Annotated in this window: 19 protein-coding genes and 2 pseudogenes; 10 read left to right on the top strand and 11 right to left on the bottom strand. The window is 71.8% G+C overall.

Going from position 1 to position 21,953, the window contains the following annotated elements; genetic code table 11:
* Window positions 1–263 (bottom strand): hypothetical protein (locus AB0J66_RS25530; RefSeq protein WP_364665224.1); only part of this gene is annotated, 263 nt, incomplete at its 3' end.
* 511 nt (window positions 264–774) lie between these two features.
* On the opposite strand from AB0J66_RS25530, the gene AB0J66_RS25525 reads away from it, so the two are divergent.
* Window positions 775–1,059 carry a hypothetical protein gene (locus tag AB0J66_RS25525; RefSeq protein WP_364665221.1) on the top strand — a complete coding sequence of 95 codons (285 nt, stop codon included), beginning with the start codon at window positions 775–777 and terminating at the stop codon, window positions 1,057–1,059.
* 317 nt (window positions 1,060–1,376) lie between these two features.
* On the opposite strand, the gene AB0J66_RS25520 is transcribed toward AB0J66_RS25525, so the two are convergent.
* Complete coding sequence (locus AB0J66_RS25520; RefSeq protein ID WP_364665218.1) at window positions 1,377–1,883, bottom strand: PaaI family thioesterase; 507 nt, start codon at window positions 1,881–1,883, stop codon at window positions 1,377–1,379.
* 55 nt (window positions 1,884–1,938) lie between these two features.
* On the opposite strand from AB0J66_RS25520, the gene AB0J66_RS25515 reads away from it, so the two are divergent.
* The 6 genes from AB0J66_RS25515 to AB0J66_RS25490 all read left to right on the top strand — a co-directional run bounded on the left by AB0J66_RS25515 (window position 1,939) and on the right by AB0J66_RS25490 (window position 10,816).
* A complete protein-coding gene (locus AB0J66_RS25515; RefSeq protein WP_364665216.1) occupies window positions 1,939–2,415 on the top strand; it encodes a helix-turn-helix domain-containing protein in 477 nt (158 codons plus the stop codon).
* Window positions 2,412–3,980, top strand: coding sequence for an MFS transporter (locus tag AB0J66_RS25510; protein ID WP_364665213.1), 1,569 nt, complete (start codon window positions 2,412–2,414; stop codon window positions 3,978–3,980). The genes AB0J66_RS25515 and AB0J66_RS25510 overlap by 4 nt, the downstream gene beginning before the upstream one ends.
* Before the next feature lie 56 nt (window positions 3,981–4,036).
* Window positions 4,037–6,778 carry a cyanophycin synthetase gene (gene cphA / locus AB0J66_RS25505; RefSeq protein WP_364665210.1) on the top strand — a complete coding sequence of 914 codons (2,742 nt, stop codon included), beginning with the start codon at window positions 4,037–4,039 and terminating at the stop codon, window positions 6,776–6,778.
* Window positions 6,779–7,249: 471 nt separating this feature from the next.
* A complete protein-coding gene (locus AB0J66_RS25500; RefSeq protein ID WP_364665207.1) occupies window positions 7,250–9,274 on the top strand; it encodes a protein kinase in 2,025 nt (674 codons plus the stop codon).
* Between the two features lie 255 nt (window positions 9,275–9,529).
* Window positions 9,530–9,784 (top strand): hypothetical protein, encoded by a 255-nt coding sequence (locus tag AB0J66_RS25495; RefSeq protein ID WP_364665205.1) that lies wholly within the window; start codon window positions 9,530–9,532, stop codon window positions 9,782–9,784.
* Window positions 9,785–9,913: 129 nt separating this feature from the next.
* A complete protein-coding gene (locus tag AB0J66_RS25490; RefSeq protein ID WP_364665202.1) occupies window positions 9,914–10,816 on the top strand; it encodes a sigma-70 family RNA polymerase sigma factor in 903 nt (300 codons plus the stop codon).
* Between the two features lie 5 nt (window positions 10,817–10,821).
* On the opposite strand, the gene AB0J66_RS25485 is transcribed toward AB0J66_RS25490, so the two are convergent.
* The 8 genes and pseudogenes from AB0J66_RS25485 to AB0J66_RS25450 form a co-directional block, all read right to left on the bottom strand.
* Window positions 10,822–11,556 (bottom strand): urease accessory protein UreD, encoded by a 735-nt coding sequence (locus tag AB0J66_RS25485; RefSeq protein WP_364665200.1) that lies wholly within the window; start codon window positions 11,554–11,556, stop codon window positions 10,822–10,824.
* Window positions 11,557–12,231: an urease accessory protein UreG gene (gene ureG, locus AB0J66_RS25480; protein WP_364665592.1), complete on the bottom strand. Its 675-nt coding sequence runs from the start codon at window positions 12,229–12,231 to the stop codon at window positions 11,557–11,559.
* 58 nt (window positions 12,232–12,289) lie between these two features.
* Window positions 12,290–13,045 (bottom strand): urease accessory UreF family protein, encoded by a 756-nt coding sequence (locus AB0J66_RS25475; protein WP_364665197.1) that lies wholly within the window; start codon window positions 13,043–13,045, stop codon window positions 12,290–12,292.
* Window positions 13,046–13,047: 2 nt separating this feature from the next.
* Window positions 13,048–14,766, bottom strand: a complete 1,719-nt coding sequence (locus tag AB0J66_RS25470) for an urease subunit alpha (RefSeq protein WP_364665194.1) — start codon at window positions 14,764–14,766, stop codon at window positions 13,048–13,050.
* A gap of 152 nt (window positions 14,767–14,918) precedes the next feature.
* Window positions 14,919–15,203: pseudogene (locus tag AB0J66_RS25465) on the bottom strand (urease subunit beta); the annotation flags it as partial.
* The gene (locus tag AB0J66_RS25460) at window positions 15,200–15,502 is read right to left on the bottom strand and encodes an urease subunit gamma (RefSeq protein WP_364665191.1); all 303 of its coding nucleotides are present in this window, start codon (window positions 15,500–15,502) and stop codon (window positions 15,200–15,202) included. The gene AB0J66_RS25460 and the pseudogene AB0J66_RS25465, both read right to left, overlap by 4 nt.
* A gap of 125 nt (window positions 15,503–15,627) precedes the next feature.
* Window positions 15,628–16,008: a RidA family protein gene (locus AB0J66_RS25455; RefSeq protein ID WP_364665188.1), complete on the bottom strand. Its 381-nt coding sequence runs from the start codon at window positions 16,006–16,008 to the stop codon at window positions 15,628–15,630.
* A gap of 6 nt (window positions 16,009–16,014) precedes the next feature.
* Window positions 16,015–17,220: an amidohydrolase/deacetylase family metallohydrolase gene (locus AB0J66_RS25450; RefSeq protein WP_364665186.1), complete on the bottom strand. Its 1,206-nt coding sequence runs from the start codon at window positions 17,218–17,220 to the stop codon at window positions 16,015–16,017.
* 19 nt (window positions 17,221–17,239) lie between these two features.
* Here AB0J66_RS25450 and AB0J66_RS25445 point away from each other — a divergent pair, with 19 nt between their 5' ends.
* The 3 genes and pseudogenes from AB0J66_RS25445 to AB0J66_RS25435 all read left to right on the top strand — a co-directional run bounded on the left by AB0J66_RS25445 (window position 17,240) and on the right by AB0J66_RS25435 (window position 21,311).
* Window positions 17,240–18,877, top strand: a complete 1,638-nt coding sequence (locus AB0J66_RS25445) for a beta-N-acetylhexosaminidase (protein WP_364665183.1) — start codon at window positions 17,240–17,242, stop codon at window positions 18,875–18,877.
* 248 nt (window positions 18,878–19,125) lie between these two features.
* On the top strand, window positions 19,126–20,178 hold the full coding sequence (locus AB0J66_RS25440) for a YndJ family protein (RefSeq protein ID WP_364665181.1): 1,053 nt from the start codon (window positions 19,126–19,128) through the stop codon (window positions 20,176–20,178).
* Window positions 20,179–20,478: 300 nt separating this feature from the next.
* Window positions 20,479–21,311: pseudogene (locus tag AB0J66_RS25435) on the top strand (IS5 family transposase).
* Window positions 21,312–21,426: 115 nt separating this feature from the next.
* Here the strand turns inward: AB0J66_RS25435 and AB0J66_RS25430 are convergent.
* On the bottom strand, window positions 21,427–21,897 hold the full coding sequence (locus tag AB0J66_RS25430; protein ID WP_364665178.1) for a hypothetical protein: 471 nt from the start codon (window positions 21,895–21,897) through the stop codon (window positions 21,427–21,429).
* Window positions 21,898–21,953: the final 56 nt, after the last annotated feature.

The raw sequence follows: 21,953 nt of genomic DNA, 5'->3' as shown, positions 1-21,953 counted from the left end.
GGCCAGATTGCGCTGCCAGCCGAGGCCGCCCGGTCGGCCAGATTGCGCTGCTGGCCGGGACTGCGTGCTGGCCAGATTGCGCTGCCAGCCGAGGCCGCCCGGTCGGCCAGATTGCGCTGCTGGCCGGGACTGCGTGCTGGCCAGATTGCGCTGCCAGCCGAGGCCCCCCGGTCGGCCAGATTGCGCAGCTGGCTGAAACCGCGCAGCTGGCTGAGACCGCCCAGCCGGCCGACACCGCGCCGGCCAGATTGCCTGCAGGCCAAGGCGTCCAGCCAGCCAAGACCGCGCGGCTTACCGAGACCCCGGCAGGCGAGACCGCGGGCGCGTGATGCTCTGCGGGCGTCACGCGCAGGTCGGCGAGTGTGGTTGTCCGCGGGTCGGTTCGCCGAGCGGTTCGGCGGCCGGGTTGCGGTAGGAGGGAGGGCCTATGTCGGCGGTGGAGGGCTTTGCCGTGTCGGCGGTGGGGCTGGGTGGGGCGGGAAGGGTGGGGGCTCGTCGGGGCAGGACTCTTGGAAGTCGAGATAGATGCGGCGGGCGTGGCGCTGGGCTTTGCCGTGGTCGCGGCGGCGTTTGTGGTCGCGGCGGAAAGCGGCGCGGTCTGGCGAATAGTTGCGGGCTTTTGTCGGGTCGCGCATGGCGGTCAATTCGGCTCGGCTGAAGAGGGAGGGCTGCGTCATGCCGATATTCTTTCATGCGTCTACTGTGGAATTCCAGTAATGGATCACTTCGACTTGTCGTTGATTAATGGTGATGGGAAGGCAGTATCCTGGGTCCGTGGCGGACAAGTCGGAGCGGCGGGTGGCGCGGTCGTTGATCGCGGAGTATCACCAAGCTGAATTGGGCAAGCTTGTCGATCATGTTGGCGGGGCTGTCGATCGCTACCGGGCCGGTGAGGTGAATGCCTTCGACGTTGATCGGGTTCTGTTTCAGTACTCGCGGGCGGCGAAGGAGTTGTGGAAGTTCTGCAACTTGCTTCAAGTGGAGGTGGCTGCGGCGATGATCCGCGAGCACTCACCGCACGACTGGTGGGAGCGCGGTGCTGTGAGAGACCGGTCCTGACAGGCGGCTACCCGGAGGGCCCGGCACGGGGCAGCGGAGCGACGAGCGCGGCAGGCCGAGCGCCGGGCGGGGAGTGGCGCGGCGAGGCGCGGGCGTCGTGGGGCGGCGGAAGCGGCGAGTGGCGCGGCGAGGCGCGGGCGTGGTGCTGCGGCGGAAGCGGGCGCGGCGAGGCGCGGGCGTGGTGCTGCGGCGGAAGCGGGCGCGGCGAGGCGCGGGCGTGGTGGGGCGGCGGAAGTGGGCGGGGCGAGGCGCGGGCGTCGGCCTTGGCCACGGCGGAGGCCGGGCCCTGGGGCGGGTGCTGGAGAGGACCCGTACCTCTAGGGGGTTGGCATGGGGAAGAGCATGCAGCTGGACATGGCCTGCGCGGCCAGGCGGCCCCGGGCGTCGGTCAGGCGGGCTTCGGCCAGGGCGGTTCGGCGGCCGCTCTGCAGGACCGTGCCGGTGCAGGTGAGGCGGCCTGAGGTGAGGGTGATGGGGCGGAGGAACTTCACGTTCAGGTCGAGGCTGGTGTAGCCGGTGCCTGGGGGCAGGGTGCTGTGGACGGAGCAGGCGGCGGCGGTGTCGAGGAGGGTGGAGATGATGCCGCCGTGCATGGTGCCCAGGGGGTTGTAGTGGAACTCCTGGGGGTCCAGCTCGAGGGTGACCTGGCCCAGTTCGACGTGGAGGGCGGCCAGGTCGATCAGGCTCATGATGGGTGGGGCCGGCAGGTCGCCGGCGGCCATGGCCTGGAGGAACTCGAGGCCCGAGCGGAGGCCGATCTGGTCGGCGTGGACGGCGGGGTCCGACCAGCTGAACGTCCGGGTGCGGGGCTGGGTCTGGGTCATGGACGCAGGCTGTCAGGGATTTGCTGGGTCTGTCCAGTGGACTTAGGGTTCTGTCATGCATTCCACAGAGGGGGCGCTGGCCTGGTCGGTGGACACCTGCACCATCGAGCGGTCGATGGCGATCCTCGGGGAGAAGTGGACCGTGGTGGTGCTGCGGGAGATCTTCAGCGGGCTGCGGCGCTTCGACGACATGCGGGTGCGCACGCACATTCCGCGCCAGGTGCTGACCAACCGGCTGGCCATGCTGGTCGAGAACGGGGTGCTGCGCCGCGAGCCCTACCAGGAGCCGGGGGCGCGGGTCCGGCACGAGTACCGGCTGACGCCCAAGGGGTTCGCGCTCTACCCGGTGCTGATCGCGGTGGCCGAGTGGGGCGACCGCTACCTGGCCGAGCCGGAGGGGCCGCCGCTGCGGTTCGAGCACCGGGACTGCGGTGACGACGTGGGTGTGCGGGTCGTCTGCGGAAGCGGGCACGAGATCGCGGACTTCCGCGAGGTGCTGCCCCGGCCCGGACGCGGAGCCCGCCGCCGGTGAGTCCCTGGGTTCCGCTGCGGGAGAGTGTCTTCCGTAATCTCTGGATAGCTGTGCTGGCCGGCAACGTCGGCACCTGGATGCAGACGGTCGGCGCGCAGTGGCTGGTCGTCGGCGAGCCGGATGCGGCCACCTGGGTGTCGCTCGTGCAGACGGTGACCATGCTGCCGGTGCTGCTGCTGGCGCTGCCGTCGGGGGCGCTGGCCGATGCCGTCGACCGGCGGTTGCTGCTGCTCGGGGTGCAGGCCGGGCTGTTCGCGGTGGCCGGGCTGATGACCGTGCTGACGATCCTCGACCTGATGCCGCCCGCGCTGTTGCTGATCTTCACCTTCCTGCTCGGGGTGGGGCAGGCGCTGACCTTGCCGGCCTGGCAGGCGGTCATCCCGGAGGTCGTGCCACGCGATCAGCTGCCGGCGGCGTCGGCCCTCGGGGCGGTCAACACCAATCTGGCCCGCTCGGCCGGGCCGGCGGTGGCTGGGCTTCTGGTCGCTCAGACCGGGTCGGCTACGGTCTTTGCGATCAACACCTTGTCGTACGGGGTCTTCGCGGTTGCCCTTCTCCTATGGCGGCGGCCGGCCCGGAAAATACGGGATCCCGAACATTTCGGGCAAGCCGTGCGGGCTGGCGGGCGATATGTCCGCTATTCGCCCGTCGTCCGGCGCATCCTCACGAGAATTGTCCTTTTTGTCGTGCCGGGCGCAGTGGTCTGGGGACTCCTGCCGCTGGTCGCGCATGAAGAGCTGCATATGGGAGCAAGCGGCTACGGCATCCTGCTCGCCGCCCTGGGTGTGGGCGCGATCGCGGGCGCCCTGCTGATGCCCCGGATCCGGCAACGGCTCTCGCCCAACCGGCTGATCGCGCTGGCCGGGGTTGCGTACGGCGGGGCCCTGGTCGTGACCGCGCTCGTGCCGAATGAGATCGCGGTGACGGCCGTCCTGGTCGTGGCCGGGATGGCCTGGATGACCCTGGTCTCGCGGATGAACGCGACCCTGCAGTTGTTCCTGCCGAACTGGGTGCGAGCCCGCGGCTTCGGGATCTACCAGGTGGTCTTCGCCGGCTCGCAGGCGCTCGGGGCCCTGCTCTGGGGTCAGGTGGCCTCGGCGTTCGGGCTGGACACGGCCTTCCTGGTCGCGGCCGCGGCGCTGCTGGCGGGCACGGTGACGATCCGCTGGTGGCCGGTGCACGAGCAGGACGGCGCCGATCGGAGCCCGGCCATCTTCTGGGCCGAGCCGCACATCATGCTCGAGCCCCACCTGGACGAGGGCCCGATCCTGGTCACCGTCGTCTACCGGGTCACCGGCGAGCGCGCGGACGACTTCGTCGAGGCCATGGAGGCGGTACGGGGGTCGCGCCAGCGGACCGGGGCGTCGCGCTGGGGGCTGTTCCGCGACGGCGAGGATCCGGGCAAGTTCGTCGAGGTCTATCAGGTGCCGACCTGGGAGGAGCACCTGCGCCAGCACGACGGGCGGATGACCGGCAGCGACGAGCAGACCGAGAAGCGGGCGCTGGCGCTGGCCGACGGCCCGCCCGAGGTGATGCATTTGCTCCCGGCCCGTAACGACGATTAGCCGGATGTTTCGGTTTTGTTCCGATTAGCCTCTCAGTGAAGGGGGGGGCTCGTCCGATGAAGATCGAATCCCTGCGCCGGCTGCGCGGCCCGAACGTCTACCTCTCCCGGCCCGCGGTGGTGGCCCGGCTGAGACTGGACGAGCTGACCGGCGTCGAGACCTCGGACGTGACCGGCTTCGCCGAACGGCTGCTGCGGGCACTGCCCGGCCTGGCCGAGCACCACTGCGCGGCGGGCGCGCCCGGCGGGTTCGTGAGCCGGCTGCGCGGGGGGACGTATTTCGGGCACGTCACCGAGCACGCGTGCATCGAGCTGTCGCAGATGATCGGGCGGGACGTCAGCTTCGGCCGGACCGTCTCGGCGGGCGCCCCGGGGCTGTACGACCTGATCATCGAGTGCCCGGTTGATGAGTCGCCCGATTCGTCCCTGCCGCGAGAGCTGCTGCAAGCGGCAGTTGATCTCGTAGTGACTGTGCAGGCCGGACAGAACGCGCACGTACGCCGTGAAGACCTGGCCGCGCTCGCCGAACGGGAAGCGGCCGGGCCCAGCACGCAGGCGATCATCACGGCGGCCCGCCGCCGCGGCATCCCGGTCGAGCGCTTCGACGACCTCAGCCTGCTCCGGCTCGGCTGGGGCAAACGGCGCCGGCTGGCCTGGGCCGCGATGACCGACCGGACCAGCGGCGTCGGCGTCGACATCGCCGGGGACAAGCAGGTGACCCGCCGGCTGCTGGCCGAGGCCGGCGTCCCGATGGCCGAGGGCGGCCCGGCCCGGACCGCCGCCGAGGCGGTCGAGCTGCTGGCCCGCCTGGGCGGCCCGGTCGTGGTCAAGCCGCGCCAGGGCCGGCACGGCGATCACGTCACGCTCGACCTGAGCGCCGCCGAGGACGTCGAGCGCGCCTTCCGGGCCGCGGGCGGGGACGTGATCGTGGAACGCCAGCTCGACGGCCGCGACTACCGCGTGCTCGTGGTGGCGGGCGAGGTGGTGGCGGCCGCCGAGCGGATCGCCGCCCACGTGACCGGGGACGGCCGGGCCACCGTGGCCGAGCTGATCGAGCGGGCCAACGCCGACCCGCGCCGCGGCGCCGGCCACTCGCGGGTGCTGACCCGCATCGAGCCGGACGCCGGCCTCCTCGCCCGGCAGGGGTGGGCGCTCACGGGCGTACCGCCGCAAGGGGTTGTCGTGTGGCTGGCCGGGACGGCGAATCTGTCGACCGGGGCCACCAGCCACGACGTGACCGACCGGGTGCATCCCGACGTGGCCCGGCTCTGCCTGCGGGTGACCGCGCTGCTCGGGCTCGACATCGCGGGGATCGACCTGCGGCTGCCCGACATCGCCGAGCCGATGCCCCCGGTGACCGACGGCGCCGAGGTGACCGGCGGCGTCATCGAGGTCAACGCCGTGCCGGGCCTGCGCATGCACCTCGCCCCGGTGCGCGGCCGGGCCCGTGACGTCGGCGACGCCATCGTGCGGGCGATGTTCCCCGCGGGCTCGGACGGGCGTATCCCTACGGCCTCGGTCACCGGCACCAACGGCAAGACCACGGTGGTCCGGCTGGCGGCTCACCTGCTGGCTTCCGGCGGTACGCGGGTGGGCGTGACCACCACCGACGACGTGCGGGTGGGAGGACGGGTGATCTACCGGGCCGACGCCACCGGCCCGCTGTCGGCCCAGATGATCCTGGGCGATCCGAGCGTGCAGGTGGCGGTGCTCGAAACCGCGCGCGGCGGGCTGATCCGCCGCGGCCTGGGCTACGACTGGTCGGACGTCGGCGTGATCACCAACATCACCGCCGACCACCTCGGGCAGGACGGGCTCGAGACGATCGACGACCTCGCGCACGTCAAGGCGGTGGTCGCCGAGCGGGTCCGGGAGGGCGGCACGCTCGTGCTCAACGCCGACGACCCGTGGGTCCGCAGCCTGGTCGAGCGCCCGCGGGTGCGGGCCGACCGCAAACGGGTGGTGTGGTTCGGGCTCGACGCGCGCCAGCCGGTGGTGGTCGAGCACCTGGCCAAGGGTGAGACCGCGTACCTGCTGCAGGACGGCTGGCTGACCCAGGCCACCGGGGCCCGGCGCACGCCGTTGCTGCGGATGGCCGAGCTGCCCGGCGCGTACGGGGGCGCGGCCCCGCACGTGGTGGCGAACGCGCTGGCCGCCATCGCCGCCGCCCGGGCCCTGGGCGCCGGGCAGGACGACACCGTGCGCCGGCTCACCGAGTTCGACTGGGTGGCGGACAATCCGGGGCGGGCCACGCTGCTGCGGCTGGGCGACGTCTCGGTCTTCGTGGACTACGCGCACAACCCGGCCGCGCTGGCCGAGACCCTGCGCACCCTGCACCGGCTGTGGGGGCCGGACCGCTGCGTGGTGGCGCTGACCCTGCCCGGCGACCGGCGCGACGACCTGCTGGCGGCGAGCGCCCAGGTGGTGGCCGACGGCGTCACCCGGGCCGTGCTCTACGAGGACGAGGACCTGGGCGCCCGGGCCCCGGGTGAGGTGTCGGCGCTGGTCGAGCGGGAGATGCGGGCCCGCCGGCCGCAGATGACCGCGGTGCGGGTGCGGGGCTTCGCGGACGCCGTGCCGGAGGCGCTGCGGCTGGCCCGGGCGGGTGACGTGGTGCTCGTCCTCTACGAGCGGCTCGACCCGGTGCTGAACCTGCTGTCCGGGCTGGGGGCGCGGCCGGTGGGGCAGGCGCCGGTGCCCGTACGTCTGACGCCGCCCAAGCGGCCGTCGCCGGCATCGGTGCTTTTCGGGAACGAAAGCGTTCCCGCGGCCGCTTTTTCGGGCCGGCGCGCGAAATAGGCTGATCAGCGGAGGGATTCACCCGATCAGCGGGGGTTGCTCAGGTCAAGGCTTCAACAATTGCCCTACGGTAAGTAATCGACCGCGATGATCTTCGAGTGCGGTCCGTTATGAGATAGCGACCGCGAGTTAATCCCTCCTTAAGGGACAACCCGAATCTCGTTCCTGTCGAAACTTCCGATGAAGCGGGCATAGTCGGGCGTACTCGGGTATTGCCGCCCATCCGCAGTCGTAGATCCGACTTTCGGGGGTGGCGAGGAGCGCGCCACGGCCGGGATCGAGTGCGAAACGGACGGTAACGAACCGCAGGTAGACCGCCGTACGCAGGATCGTGATAGAGGCGATCATCGGCTAGCATCCGAGCCGTCGATGGGGAATGCTTCCGGCCCGAGGGTGGACCGGATCCACCCCGGCGTCGAGGAGCATGGCGGTGCGACTCGGCGACTCTTCAAAGCGCGCATGTGGGGGCACATGAGCCAGCCGGACCTGCCCGGGTCGAGTCTGCTGGCCGGTCGTTACCGACTGGTCGAGCGGCTCGGCGCCGGCGGGATGTCAGTGGTGTGGCGAGGCTTCGACGAGGTCCTCGGGCGCCAGGTCGCGGTCAAGGTGTTGCCACCGTCGACCAGCGCGGATCCGGCGTTCCGGCGCCGGCTTCGGGCCGAGGCCCAGGCGGCCGCCCGCCTAAGCCACCCGAACATCACCAATGTCTACGACTACGGCGAGGCGACCACCGTCGACGGTGAGCCCGTGCCGTACGTAGTGATGGAACTGATCGACGGCGAGTCGCTCGCCGCCGTGCTCGCCCGCGCGCGCAAGCTGCCCTGGCAGCACGCCGTGCGGATCACCGCCGAGGTCGCCGCCGCTCTGGCCGCCGCGCACGCGCGTGGCATCGTGCACCGCGACGTCACCCCGGCCAACGTCATGCTCACGCAGACCGGGGCCAAGGTCGTCGACTTCGGCATCTCCGCCCTGATCGGCGAGAACGACATAGACCCGGACGGCAGCCTGCTCGGCACGCCGGCCTACCTCGCGCCCGAGCGGCTCGAGGGCGGCCAGGTCAGCCCGGCCACCGACGTGTACGCGGTGGGCCTGCTGATCTACCGCACGCTGATCGGCCAGCTGCCGTGGGACGTGGGCACCACCACGGCCCTGCTCCGCGCCCACCAGTACGTGGAGCCCGATCCGCTGCCGGCCGTCGAGGGCCTGCCGGCCGAGGTGGACACCCTGGTCGGGCGCTGCCTGGAGAAGCGGCCGGCCGACCGGCCGTCCAGCGCCGAGCTGGCCCAGATCCTGGCCGCGCTCTCCGCGGGCGCGCCCTCGGTGGCCCCCGGCTACGTGCCCGACTGGTCGGACAGCGGCGAGGACACCACGATCCTGCCCACGCCGAACTCGTACATCACCGAAGCCGCCGCGGCCGCCGCGGCGGCTCCCCAGTCACCGGCTCCGCCCGCGCCCGACGCTCCCGCCCGTAACAGCCGGTTCGCGGGTCTCGAGTCGGTGCGGATGGACAACGCGGCGCCCGAGGCCGGTCAGCCGCTGCGGCCGGCCTTCGGCAACCAGGCGGCGACCGGCGGCCAGCGTGGACCGGCCAACAAGACCCGCCGCATCCTGGTGGTCACGGCGGGCGTGCTGCTGCTGACCGTCGGGGCCTACGGCTGGAGCGTGACCAGCAACCCGCCCAAGAACAAGCCGGCCAGCGCGGCCCCCGGGGTCGTGGCGCCCACCGGCGAGTGCACGGTCACCTACGCGGTCGTCTCGGACAGCCAGGGCCGGTTCAGCGCCCAGGTCACGGTGGCCAACCGCGACGAGGCGCCGGTGAACGACTGGAAGCTGTGGTTCCTCATGCCCGGCGACCAGACGGTCTCCGGCAACGGCAAGACCACCCTGGACCAGAAGGGTCAGGCGGTCGAGGTCAGCGACCTCGCCGAGACGCCGCTGGCCGCCGGGTCGACCGTGAGCGTGCCGATCACCGGGCGGTACACGGCGACCAACATCGCGCCGCTCGCCTTCACGCTCAACGGGGCCACCTGCGAGACGTTCGTGTCGACCAAGCCGGGCGGCCCGCCGCAGAAGGTGGAGAAGCTCAGCGACGGCAGCACGCGACTGGTGCCGACGACGACCGCCCCGGGCTACACCATCGCCCCCGACGGCACCGTCACCATCACGCCGACCGTGAAGCCGACGGGCGGCGCCAAACCGGGCGTCACCACCAAGCCGGCCACGCCCGGGACGACGATCTCGACCTCGCCCAAGCCGGGGACGACCACCACGACGCCGGGCGCGGTCGTCACCACGACGACCACGCCGCCGGTCGTCACCACCACCACGACCGGTGGGGGCGGGGCGGTCGAGCCCGAGCCGCCGGACGACTCGGACGTGCCGACGACGCCGACGACGACCACGGCCACCCCGGACCCGGTCATCGAGACTCCGGTGGCGCCGGACGTCGGCTGCGATCCGGGTGAGCCCGGTGACTGCCCGGAGGAGACCGAGTAATTCCGTACTGACAGGGCCGGCCCGGATTCCGGGCCGGCCCTGTTCTGTGTTCGCTCCAAAAAAGCAGACGACTGCCGCTCGGAGCGGAGTTACTGTGTGGGGGATGGCGCATGCATTTTCTCCCGATTCGCCCGGCGTGTTGGCCGGGCGGTGGGTGACGCGCGAGGAAGATGAGATCGGGGTCCGATCGGTTGACATGCCGCTGACCGGGCACCTAGGGCAACGTACAGCCAGTTGTTCATCGGGGAGTTCGACATGATCAGCATCGTCAAGGATCTCGCGGCGGAAGCCCTCTTCGTCTCGGATCTGCAGCCGTCCCAGTGCCCCAGCCACGCGGCTGTGGAGCGGGCGGTGACCGCCATGATCCTGCTGCACGGCAGCGACGGCTGTGCGGCCGGCGTGGCCACCGAGTTCGGTGACCATCCGGAGGTCGCCGTGCCGCGCATGCACTGGGTCCACGAGGAGCTCACCGGGGTCCTCGAGACCCGCCGCGTCGCCGCGTTCCACTAAACCTGAGCTTTTCTCGCGAAAAGCACCCTAATAGCAACCGAGTTCGGCCGCCTTCGCACCTTTCGTTGGCAAAAGTTCTTCTCGTCAGCCGGTTTTCACGCAACCGGTCGTATGAGCGAGGAGGACCCCGTGAGCGATACTGCCGAACTCCCCGCCACCATCGGCACCACCCACGACGCGCCGTCCGCGCGGGACATCGAGGACCTCGTCCGCGAACACATGCCGATGGTTGGCCATCTGGTCCGGGAACTGCTGAACCGGGTACCCGGCCACGTCCATGCGGACGACCTGTCCTCCGCCGGATTCGCCGCCCTGCTCGGCGCGGCCCGATCCTTCGACGTCACCCGCGGCATCCCGTTCCACCGCTTCGCCGCCGTCCGCATCCGCGGCGCGCTCCTCGACGAGCTGCGCGGACAGGACTGGGCCAGCCGATCGGTACGGGCCCGGGCCCGGCGCACCGCCGCCGCCCGGCAGGAGCTCACCGCGGCGCTCGGTCGCACCCCGACCGACGCCGAGGTGGCCGAGATGCTCGGCATCGGCGTCCAGGAACTGGCCACCGTCGAGGACGACGTGCAGAAGGCGGCCCTGCTCAGCCTCCAGGGCTTCCCCACCGGGGCGGCCGAGGAGATGGTGCCGGAGCTGTCCGAAGGACCCGAGGACCTGCTGCTCAAAAGGGAGCGCCTCGGATACCTGCACCAGGCCATCCAGGCCCTGCCGGAGCGCCTGCGGATGGTCGTCACCGAGTCGTTCCTGCAGGAACAGCCGCTGAGCGACGTGGCGGCCCGGCTCGGCGTCACCGAATCCCGCATCTCCCAGCTGCGCACGGAAGCGTTGCAGCTGCTGCGGGAGGGGCTGAACAGCTCCCTGGCCCCGGAACTGCTGACGGTGGCCGCCGGTGGACCCAGGACCAGGAAGGGCTGCATGCAGCGGCGGCGAAGCGAGTACTTCGCCCGCGTGGCCCAGCAGGGGAACCTGCACACGCGGCTGGCCCTGACGGACGAGCACGGGGTTCCGATCGCCGTAGCGGCCTGAACCGGCTAGACGGCGAGGACGGCTTCGGCCGTCCTCGCCGTGCAAAGCGGGTCCAGGGCCGCGCGGACCTGGCGGATGTCGGCGCCGACGGCGGTGGCCAGGGTGGCCGGGCCGGCCAGGGGCATGACGGCGGCATCGCCGGAAAGCGGGCCGGGTGGCCGGGAAGTGGTCGACACCAAGGTGCCGACGGCTCGGCCGCTGCCGAGGATTGCCGCACCCGACCAGCCGGGGGCAGCGGGGCCCACGGACAGATCGTGGCGGTAGAGAGTCTTTCCGGCGTACCGGATGAGGGTCCGCATGGTGACCTGGCCGGAGTCCTCGTTGTGGCGACCGCAGACCAGGTCGTCCCGCCAGAGCAGGTGGCCGCCGTCGGCGACCTCGACCTCGGTCACGGTGAGGTGGTCGCAGCCGGCGGCGGCGATCATCGGCTCGGGGAGCCAGCGGAGTACGCCTTCGGAGGCGACCGACGCATGGATCTCCAGCCGGGAGGGTGGCAGACCGGCGCGACCCGGGAGCGCGAGCTGCGCCGCCACGCTGTTGATCTCAAGGGTGGCGCCGGGGCCGACGCTGATCTCCAGGCGGAGGTCGTCACCCCGCAGCGGGCCGGCGGCGCCTCCGACGAGATGGACCCGGGCCGGGCCGGTGCGCCGTAACAGCAGCGGCGACTCACCGCGCAGCACGGCCAGCCGGGTGCCGCCGCGCCCGTCGGACACGGCGGCGACCTCGGCGAAGGCTCGCATCTAGCCGGCAGCCGGGACGCGGGCGGCGACCAGGGTGCGGATCCAGTCGGCGACCGGGGTGGCGGCGCGGTCCTCCACCAGGGAGAGGAAGACCGTGGGGAGGTCGCCGCGGCGGGCCCGGGCGTCGCGGTCCATCACCGAGAGATCGGCGTTGACCAGCGGGGCCAGGTCGGTCTTGTTGATGACCAGCAGGTCGGCGGTGGTGACGCCGGGGCCGCCCTTGCGGGGGACCTTGTCGCCGCCGGCCACGTCGACGACGAAGATCTGCCGGTCGATCAGGCCCTTGCTGAAGGTGGCGGTCAGGTTGTCGCCGCCGCTCTCCACCAGGACGAGGTCGAGCGGGCCGAGCGCCGTCTCGAGGTCCTCGACGGCGTCCAGGTTGGCCGAGATGTCGTCGCGGATGGCCGTGTGCGGGCAACAACCGGTCTCGACGGCGCGGATCCGTTCGACCGGGAGCACGCCGTTGCGCTTGAGGAAATCGGCGTCCTCGGTCGTGTAGATGTCGTTGGTGACCACGGCGAGCCGCAACTCCTCGCCGAGCGCCCGGCACAGGGCGGCCACCAGCGCCGTCTTGCCCGAGCCGACCGGCCCGCCGATGCCGATCCGCAGCGCCCGGGGTGCGTCGGGAAGGGGCGTGTGCGGGTCGACGCCGGGGTCGGGATGCGTGTGCGGCACCTCCTCGGGCCCGTGGACGTGCGGCTCGGGTGCGGCCGCGGCGAAACCGTGCGTGTGGTCAGGATGCAAAGAGACGCACCTCCCAGGTGGCGTGGAGCTCGGCGCCGATGTCGAGCAGGGGAGCGCCCGCGGCCGGCAGTTCGTCGACCGGGTCACCGGCCCGGGCGGCGGCCTCGGCCGCCACCCGGTCACAGTCGGGGGCGAGACGGGCCAGGAGCCCATGCACGCCGTACGGATCCAAGCCCAGCAACCGCACCGCCGCGCTGGCCGAGCCGGTCACCGTGCCGTGGGCCGCGGCCACAGCGGCTTCGAGCGGCCCCAGCCCGGCCGCCGCGGCGAGCACCCCGAGCGCCACCGGCTGATGTGGTTCGCGCCCTACTTCGGGCACCGCCCACATCGCCCGGCCCGCCCGCAACAGAGCCCGCCCTTGAGCCCGAGACGCCCGCCGCAGCGCAGGCGACGGCGTACGGGCGTCCACACCGTCGTCCAAGTCCGAAATATCGGGCATGGCGGTGGGCGGGGCGGTGGGCAGGGCGGTGGGCGGGGCGGTGGGCATGGCGGTGGGCTGGCTGGTGGGCGGGGGAGCGGGCCGGCTGCTGGGCGGGGCCGCCGCGGTGAGGCGATGGCAGGCCGCCGCGGCGAAGGCGGCTGCCACCAGACCCGAGGTGGCCAGCTTGCCGCGGAGGAAGCCGGCCAGCCCGTCGAGGTCCCGGACGCGGCCGGCCGACACCTGCGCCTCCAGACCACCGGAATGGGCGTGGCCGCCGGACGGGAGCCGGCCGTCGGCCAGCAGGAGCAGCGTCGCCAGGCTCATGGTCAGAAGAGGAAGTAGCGCTGGGCCATGGGCAGTTCGGTCACCGGGTCCGGGTCGATGATCTCGCCGTCGATGCGTACCTCGAAGGTGTCGGGGTTGACCTCGATCCTGGGCAGGGCGTCGTTGTGGGGCATGTCAGCCTTGGTCACCCCGCGCGTGTCGGCCACGGGGGCGAAGGCGCGTTTCACGCCGGCGCGGTCGGTCAGCATGGCGTCGATGGCGGCGGGGGCCACGAAGGCCAGCGACGTCTGGGCCGGGACGACGCCGTAGGAGCCGAACATCGGGCGGGGGAGCATCGGCTGGGGGGTGGGGATCGACGCGTTCGCGTCACCCATCTGCGCGTACGCGATCATGCCGCCCTTGAGGACCAGGGACGGGCGCACGCCGAAGAACGCCGGGTCCCACAGCACGAGATCGGCCAGCTTGCCGGGTTCGACCGAGCCGACGTGCTCGGACATGCCGTGGGCGATCGCCGGGCAGATCGTGTACTTAGCGACGTAGCGGCGGGCGCGGTGGTTGTCGGCGGCCGAGTCGCCGGGCAGGGCGCCGCGGCGGGCCTTCATCACGTGGGCGGTCTGCCAGGTACGCAGGATGACCTCGCCGACCCGGCCCATGGCCTGCGAGTCGGAGCCGATCATCGAGATCGCTCCGAGGTCGTGCAGCAGGTCCTCGGCGGCCATGGTGGACGGGCGGATCCGGCTCTCGGCGAACGCCAGGTCCTCGGGCACGGCCGAGTTGAGATGGTGGCAGACCATCAGCATGTCGAGGTGCTCGCTGAGGGTGTTGCGGGTGTACGGGCGGGTCGGGTTGGTCGACGAGGGCAGGACGTTGGGCTGCCCGGCGACCGTGATGATGTCCGGCGCGTGGCCGCCGCCGGCCCCCTCGGTGTGGTAGGCGTGGATCGACCGGCCGGCGATGGCCCGCAGCGTCTCCTCGACGAAGCCGGCCTCGTTGAGGGTGTCGGTGTGGATCGCGGCCTGGACGCCCGAGGCGTCACACACCTTGAGGCAGGCGTCGATCACCGCGGGCGTGGTGCCCCAGTCCTCGTGGAGCTTGAAGCCGCCGGCGCCGCCGCGCAGCTGCTCCCACATCGACTCCTCGGACATCGTGTTGCCCTTGCCGAGCAGCAGCACGTTGATCGGGTAGGTGTCGATCGCCTCGAGCATCCGGGCCAGGTACCAGGCGTTGGGCGTGACCGTGGTCGCCTTGGTGCCCTCGGCCGGTCCGGTGCCGCCCCCGATGATCGAGGTGATGCCGGAGGCGATCGCCGTGTCCAGGACGGTGGGGCTGATCAGGTGGACGTGGCTGTCGATGGCCCCGGCCGTCAGGATCTTGCCGTTGCCGGCGATGATCTCGGTGCCGGGCCCGATGACGAGATCCGGATGGACGCCGTCCATGGTGTCCGGGTTGCCGGCCTTGCCCAGCGCGACGATCTTGCCGTCGCGGATCCCGATGTCGGCCTTGACGATCCCCCAGTGGTCGAGCACCACGGCCCCGGTGATGACCGTGTCGGGCGCGCCCTCGGCCCGGGTGGCCCGGGACTGCCCCATCGATTCGCGGATCACCTTGCCGCCCCCGAAGACGACCTCGTCCCCGGGGCGGGGACCGGCGCTGCGGTCCTCCTCCACCTCGATCAGCAAGTTCGTGTCAGCCAGCCGGATCCGGTCACCGGCCGTCGGGCCGTAGAGCGCCGCGTACCGCCCGCGGTCAAGGCTGGTCATCGCGAACTCCCGTTCTCGGGCTGACCGAAGCCATTGTCGCCGCTCGGCAAATCGGAAATGTCCGAGAAGGCGGGTGGTGCCGGTGGGGTGACGGGCGGCCCGCCGGCTGCGCCGGACCCGCGCGGCCCGTCGGCCAGTGGACCGCCGGCCAACCCCCGCAAGCCCGGAACGATGCGAGCTCCCGCCAGGGCGACCAACTGCACGTCCCGCGGCATCCCGGGCTCGAAGCGGACCGACGTCCCCGCCGGCACGGCCAGCCGGTGGCCCCAGGCCGCCCGCCGGTCGAACTCGAGCGCCTCGTTCGACTCCGCGAAGTGGAAGTGCGACCCGACCTGCACCGGCCGGTCACCCGTGTTCCGGACGGTCAGCTCCACGAGCGTACGGCCGGAGTTGATCTCGATGTCGCCGTCGCCCGGCAGGATCTCGCCCGGGATCATGCGATCGGCCCGTGCACGGTGACCAGCTTGGTGCCGTCCGGGAAGGTGGCCTCGACCTGCACCTCGGCCAGCATCTCGGGCACGCCCGGCATCACGTCGTCGCGGGTGAGCACCCGCCGCCCCGCGTCCATCAGGTCGGCCACCGTACGCCCGTCGCGCGCCCCTTCCAGCAGGAAGGCCGTGATGATGGCGGTGGCTTCCGGATGGTTCAGCTTCAGGCCGCGCTCCCGCCTTCTCCGGGCGACGTCGGCCGCGACGTGGATGAGCAGGCGTTCCTGCTCGTGCTGGCTGAGGAACAACGGACCTCCCCTGGTAGCGCTCCGCGAGCCTCGCAGCCCCACGTTTCGCTCGTGTTACCCGTTCGCGGCGCGAGCCTCCAAAGGTGATCAAACCAGGCCCGCGCCCGCGAAGCAGGGGAACGCGCTCAGGCTCCGGTGTAGAGAACCGCGTCGATCTCGATGTCGAAGCCTTCGAGCGGCACCGGCAGGGTGGTCCGCACGGGCGGGTTGTCGCCGCCGATGTACTCCTTGTAGATCTCGTTCATCTCGGCGAAGTCGGCGAAGTCGCGCAGGTAGACGCCGAGCCGGACGGCCTGGTCGAGGCTGCCGCCGGCCGCCTCGGCCACGGCGGCCAGGTTGCGGAACGCGGCGTGGGCCTGCTCGGCGAAGCTGCCGGTGACCCGGGTGCCGTCGGGCAGCGACGGGATCGCCCCGGCCAGGTAGATGAAGTCACCGGCGACGACCGCGTGCGAGTACGGGCCGCCGACCGGCCCGGCCTTGTCGGTGTTGATGGCGCGCTTGGGCATGTGGTGTCAATCCCCTTCAGATGGTCGCGGAAACTGCTCGGCCAGCCCGTCGGCCCCGACCAGCGGGGCCGCGAGCAACTCACGAAGATCATCCCGCCGCCGGTCGAGCGCCGCGCGCTGGGCGTCCGTCAACGGCACCCACGGCGCCGGTGGGGCGGGCAGCCGCGGTGCCAGGAGCCGCCCGGCCACGTACGTCGCGGTGTTGACCAGGCGCAACGGCGCCCGCCGGACCTGCCGGTGGGCGTCGACGACCTCGTGCTCCTCCTCGCGGACGTCGAAGACCGCGAGGTCGGCCGGGGCGCCCGGGGTGAGGATGCCGCCGGGCAGGCCGAGGATCTCGGCCGGCTTGTGGGTCGCCATGGCCAGCACGTCGGGCAGCGACAGGCCGACCGCGAGCAGCTTGGCCATGGTCGTCGGCAGGTCGAAGACCGGTCCGTACAGCGAGCGGCAGTGCAGGTCGGTCGAGACCGTGTCCGGGATCAGACCCGACTCGAGCTGGCGCTCCAGCACGTCGAAGGCGAACCCGCCCGACCCGTGCCCGAGGTCGAACCGGACCTCCCGCCCGAACGCCGCCTTGACCGCCGGCCCGAGCGGCGCCGCGATGCCGCTGGAGCAGTGCGTCACGATGTCACCCGGCCGCAGCAGATCCAGCACCTCGTCCAGGGCGGGCGGCGTGGTCCCGATGTGGACCATGACCGGGAGCCCGCACGTCTCGGCCACGGCCAGCCCGCGCCGTAGCGGCTCGACCCCGTTGTCGCCGACGGTGTCCCGGTCGATGCGCACCTTGATCCCGCGGATCACCTCGCGGTTGGCCTGCACGGTGTCGACGGCCAGGGCGACGTCACAGTTGTCGAGGTCGCGGCTCTCGCCCGTACGCCCGCTGAGGCCGACCGCCGAGATGTTGAGCAGCACGGGCACGCGTACGTCATGAACTTGACCGGTCAGTCCGGACAGTGTGTAGGCCCCGGTCGATCCGGCGTCCACCCACGTGGTCACGCCGGTGTACCAGGCGATCGCCTCCGGCGAGATGCCCCAGTAGCCCGGGCCGACGTGGGTATGCAGGTCGACCAGCCCCGGGGTGACCAGTTTGCCGCTGACATCCACAATTGTGCGGGCGGTTCGCGGCAGGTTGGCGCCCACTGCCGCGATCACCCCGCCGGTCACCGCCACATCGAACGGCTCGCCCCCGCTCAGGAGCAGGTCGTAGGTCACTCGCATACTGTAATAAGCGATGATCCCGCAGCCGGTGTCCATCACCCGTACCGTCGGCTTCTTCCGCCTCGATTCGGCGGTTGCGCTCGACGCCGGCCCCGGCCTCGAGGGCGTCGCCACCTGGCTCCGCACCGCGCTGCGCTGCCCACTTTCGCCTGGGCGAGGCGGCGTCACGCTTCGCGTCGACCCTTCCCGACCCCCCGAGATGTACGCGTTGACGTGCACCCGGGATTCTGTCGAGATCGTCGGTGGCTCCGCCGCGGGCGTGTTCTACGGCGCGCAGACCCTGCGCCAGCTGCTCCCGCCGTCGGCACTGCGCCGGTCCGGCGAGACCGGCTGGGACGTCCCCGCCGTCACCGTCACCGACCAGCCGCGCTTCGCCTGGCGCGGCGTGATGCTCGACGTCGCCCGCCACTTCATGCCGGTGGCCGACGTGCTGCGCTTCATCGACCTGGCCGCCTTCCACAAGCTCAACGTCCTGCACCTGCACCTCACCGACGACCAGGGCTGGCGCGTCGAGGTCCCCGGCCGGCCCCGCCTGACCACCATCGGCGCCTGGCGCCCCTCGTCGATGCTGGGCGCCCGCGTCCACGCCCGCGACGACGGCCGCCCCCACGGCGGCTTCTACACCACGGAAGACCTCCGCGAGATCGTCGCCTACGCTCTCGACCGCCACGTGACCGTCGTCCCCGAAGTGGACATGCCCGGCCACATGCAGGCCGCCATCGCGGCCTACCCTTCGCTGGGCAACGGCTTCACCGGCGGCGTACGCACCTCGTGGGGCATCTCCCCCCACATCCTCAACCTGACCGACGAAACCCTGGCCTTCTGCCGAGACGTCCTCGACCATCTCTGCGACATCTTCCCGTCCGACCTGATCGGCATAGGCGGCGACGAATGCCCACCCGGCGAGTGGACCGGCTCCGCCCTGGCCGCCCGCCTGGGCCTGGCCGGCATCCAGCCTTGGTTCACCGCCCAGATGGCCGCCCACCTGGCCACCCGAGGCCGCCGCCTCTACGGCTGGGACGAAATCCTCGCCGGCGCCACCCTCCCTGAGGTAGCCGCTTCCTCCGAGCTTGCCGTCTCCTCCGGGGCTGATGCTCCGGCGGTCGCCGGGGGCGCCCCCGCCGGTGCCGTCGTCGCTGCCTGGCGGGGTCCGCTGCCCACCTCGGTCGCCGCGCGGCTGGGACATGACGTGGTTTCTTGTCCCGACATCGCCGCCTACCTGGACTACCGCCAGTCCGACGACCCCGGCGAACCCACCCCGGTCGGCACCCTGCTGACCCTGGAGGACGTCTACCGCTTCAACCCGATGCCACCCGGCCTGACCCCCGCCGAAGCCACCCACGTCCTGGGCGGCCAGGCGAACGTCTGGACCGAACACATGGAGAACGCCCGCCGCGTCGACTACATGACCTACCCGCGGCTATGCGCCTTCGCCGAGGCCCTCTGGGACGCCCCCGGCCGTTCCTACGACTCCTTCATGACCCGCCTGCCGGCCCACCTGTCGAGGTTGGACGCCCTGGGCGTCAACTACCGCCCCTTGACCGGCCCCCGCCCCTGGGACGCCCGTCCCGACGCCCCCGGCAACCCGCGTTCCCTGCCCGACCGCCTGGCCGAACTGGCCGAGATGACCGCCAACCTGCCCCACCTCTGAACCCTGCCGGTCCCCATCCGGGCCGGCGGGGTCGCCCCTCCGCCGTCGGTCAACCCTCGCCCTGGGCCGCCCACCTCACCCTCGGTGTCCGGCGAACCGGGGGAAGCTCAGCCCGCCTGGGTTGCCCTCAGCCGTGGGTCGCCCTCCTGGTTGGCGGCTGCCCCAACTCGCCGCTCGACCGGTCGGCGCGGCGCCGATGACCTCTGTCTCGCTATAGTTGAACGCGTTCAACAAACGGGGAGGTGGCCATGTGGGCCTTGGTCAACGGGTTGATCACGATCGGCATGCTCTTGATCGTTCCGCTCGGTCTTCGGCTGCTTATGTCGCCCGTCGCCGGCGGAGCCGGCCGGCTCCTCAGTCTCTGGCCGGTCGCGGCGATCGCCGGGGTGGCAAGCCTGTGGCTGCCACGAGGGGCGGTGGCCACCGGGTTCGCGGCGATCTATGCGCTGGCGACCATCGCGCTGGCCGCCATCGCAGTCGCGCTGGCGGTGCGGGGTCGGACGGGGATCTTGTCCGGGGACGGTCGGATCCGGATCGGGGTGCGAACGCGGCCCGAGCTCGAGTGGCGGGACCGCCTGGCGATGGGGACGGCCTTGGTCAGCCCGGCGATCGCGGCCGGGGCGCTGGTCGCCGAACGGGCGGGGTATCGGTTGTTCGGGTTCGAGTTGGGTGTGCTGACGTTGACGGTGGCTCACTTCCACTTCGCGGGCTTTGCGGCGGCTCTGATCGCCGGGCTGCACCGCCGGTTGGCGCCCGGCCGGCTGGCCGACACGGCTGTCCTGGCCGTGCCGGCGGGGACCCTGCTTGTGCTCGCCGGCTATTTCACCAGCGAGTTTGTCGAGCTGGCGGGGGCCATGGTGCTGACTGCCGGCATGTGGGCGATGGGGTGGTCGACCTGGCGTCATGCCCGCCGCCGGGTGGCCGATCGCCTGGCTGCCACTCTGTTCGCCACCTCCGCAGTGGTGCTGGCCGCCTCCATGGTTTTGGCCGTGAGCTGGGCCCTGGGCGAAGCGACCGGCCTCCCGCACCCGTCGCTGGCCTGGATGGCCGCCACCCACGGCGTGGCCAACGCCCTCGGCTTCGCCGTCTGCGGCCTGGCCGCCTACACCCGCCTCCAACCTTCGCCCTCACCCGGCGACGCGGTCGGGCAGATCCACTCACCCGCCGACTCCGGGATATGGCGTGGGGTTGCGCGGCGAGGGACGTGGCCGACTTCGACTTGGCGGCCCCGCCGGAGCGGGCGGGAGCTGTTACACGGTGGCGAATCGCGACCCGGTTCGAAGGCCACCGCCCGCACCTGACCCGAGTGACCGGTCAGGGCGCCGGCCGGCGGCGATGGAGGTGGCCGGCCCCGACTTGGCAGCCCCGCCGGGCGGGCGGAGCTGTTACAGGGCGGCCCGGCGAGGGAGCCGGCCGACTTGAGCTTGGCGGCGTGCGGCGCGCGGTGGCGGCGTGCGGCGTGCGGTGGCGGCGTGCGGTGGCGGCGTGCGGTGGCGGCGTGCGGTGAAGGCGTGGGCGGCGGTGACGGCTAGGCAGCGTCTCTCGGATCAGGGTGGCTCGTTTGATGAACCGTGCCGGTTCGTCGATGGATCTCTGATGACATGTGGGCCCGGATCGAGCCCTATCTGCCGGGTCGGTCGCCGCAACGCGGTGGCCGGTGGTCCGATCACCGTGAGGTGATCGAGGCGATCGCGTGGAAGTACCGCACCGGCTCACCTTGGCGAGATCTGCCTGACGAGCTCGGCTCGTGGAAAGGTGCCTACTCGCGGTTCGGCCGCTGGACGCCCGACGGAACTTGGCAGCACGTGCTGACGGCGGCGCAAGTTGACGCCGCCGGGGAACTGGATTGGCTGGTCACCGCGGTCGACTCAACGGTGGTGCGGGCCCACCAGCACGCTGCTGGGCTCCGGCCGGGAGAAGACCACGACGCCACGGACCGGCCGACCATAGCCTCGGCCGGTCCCGCGGCGGCCTGACGACCAAGGTGCACCTGGCCGCCGACTCGTGCTGCCGGCCGATGAGTTTGCTGGTCACCGCGGGCCAAGCCGGCGATGCACCGCAGTTTGAGGCGGTCATGGACGCCATCGCGGTGCCTCGCCGCGGACCTGGACGTCCCCGCAAGCGTCCACGCCGGGTGCTTGCCGACAAGGCGTACTCGTCGCGGGCAATCCGTTCCTGGCTGCGCCGACACGGTATCCGCGCGACCATCCCGCAGCCCAGCGACCAGCAGACCCACCGCCGCCGGCGAGGCAGCCACGGCGGTCGTCCGCACGCCTTCGACAGCACCGCCTACCGGCAACGAAACGTCGCGGAACGCTGCATCAACCGGCTCAAACAATGGCGCCGCCTGGCCATGCGCACCGACAAACTCGCCGTGCACTACCAAGCCGCACTCACCCTCGCCGGCATCCTGCTGCTTTGGACCAGACCATGATCCGAGAGACGTTGCCTAGGGGAGGCCGAAAGTAGCGAACAACGGCTGGTGGAACGCCTGAGGGCTGAGCCCACGGTCTTGTCCAGGGTGAGACGGTCGGGGCGGGGTGGGGGAATCAGAGGCTCATCCAGCAGAAGAGCGATTCGCCGGCCTGTTGGGCCCGGGTGGCCAAGGCGGTCAGCTCCGTTATCAGGTCGGCGAGGTAATGCGGGGTGGCCCCGGGCTTGAGTTCCTCGATCGTGGCCCACTGTGCGGCCAGGGCGGGGACGCGGTCGGGGGTGACGGCGGCCAGGGTGTCGCGGGTGTGGTTGTCGAGGATCGTGGTCCACGGGCCCTGGTGGGCCGGGTCGTCGGTTTCGGGCCAGATCAGGCGTTCGGTGACCATGCCGGGGTGCCATGGTTCGGCGCGGATGAAGGCGATCAGCTGGCCCAGGACGACCGAGGGGTCGATCCACTTGGCTTCGACGCCGTCGTAGAGCGTGGCCGACGGGTCGGCGACGAGCACGGGGCCTCCGTCGCGCTGGTTCAGTTGCTCCTGGACGGTGGTCACCGAAGGGGCGCGGAAGTAGTCGGTTAGCAAACCCATGCGGCGAAGCACACCACGCGGGTACGACAAGAATCGTTGTAGGCTCCCGGGCAGCG

It is taken from the genome of Actinoplanes sp. NPDC049598 (assembly GCF_040675435.1).
Taxonomy (GTDB): domain Bacteria; phylum Actinomycetota; class Actinomycetes; order Mycobacteriales; family Micromonosporaceae; genus Actinoplanes.
Note: the sequence above shows the minus strand (reverse complement) of the source record. Positions and strands in the feature narration are given on the sequence as shown.

What these genes read in the sequence shown, in the direction of transcription:
- AB0J66_RS25520 (WP_364665218.1), bottom strand. Translation starts at nt 1,883, where the DNA reads ATGACCCAGACCCAGCCCCGCACCCGGACGTTCAGCTGGTCGGACCCC.
- AB0J66_RS25515 (WP_364665216.1), top strand. Translation starts at nt 1,939, where the DNA reads ATGCATTCCACAGAGGGGGCGCTGGCCTGGTCGGTGGACACCTGCACC.
- cphA (WP_364665210.1), top strand. Translation starts at nt 4,037, where the DNA reads ATGAAGATCGAATCCCTGCGCCGGCTGCGCGGCCCGAACGTCTACCTC.
- AB0J66_RS25500 (WP_364665207.1), top strand. Translation starts at nt 7,250, where the DNA reads ATGAGCCAGCCGGACCTGCCCGGGTCGAGTCTGCTGGCCGGTCGTTAC.
- AB0J66_RS25495 (WP_364665205.1), top strand. Translation starts at nt 9,530, where the DNA reads ATGATCAGCATCGTCAAGGATCTCGCGGCGGAAGCCCTCTTCGTCTCG.
- AB0J66_RS25485 (WP_364665200.1), bottom strand. Translation starts at nt 11,556, where the DNA reads ATGCGAGCCTTCGCCGAGGTCGCCGCCGTGTCCGACGGGCGCGGCGGC.
- AB0J66_RS25475 (WP_364665197.1), bottom strand. Translation starts at nt 13,045, where the DNA reads ATGAGCCTGGCGACGCTGCTCCTGCTGGCCGACGGCCGGCTCCCGTCC.
- AB0J66_RS25470 (WP_364665194.1), bottom strand. Translation starts at nt 14,766, where the DNA reads ATGACCAGCCTTGACCGCGGGCGGTACGCGGCGCTCTACGGCCCGACG.
- AB0J66_RS25455 (WP_364665188.1), bottom strand. Translation starts at nt 16,008, where the DNA reads ATGCCCAAGCGCGCCATCAACACCGACAAGGCCGGGCCGGTCGGCGGC.
- AB0J66_RS25445 (WP_364665183.1), top strand. Translation starts at nt 17,240, where the DNA reads ATGATCCCGCAGCCGGTGTCCATCACCCGTACCGTCGGCTTCTTCCGC.
- AB0J66_RS25440 (WP_364665181.1), top strand. Translation starts at nt 19,126, where the DNA reads ATGTGGGCCTTGGTCAACGGGTTGATCACGATCGGCATGCTCTTGATC.
- AB0J66_RS25430 (WP_364665178.1), bottom strand. Translation starts at nt 21,897, where the DNA reads ATGGGTTTGCTAACCGACTACTTCCGCGCCCCTTCGGTGACCACCGTC.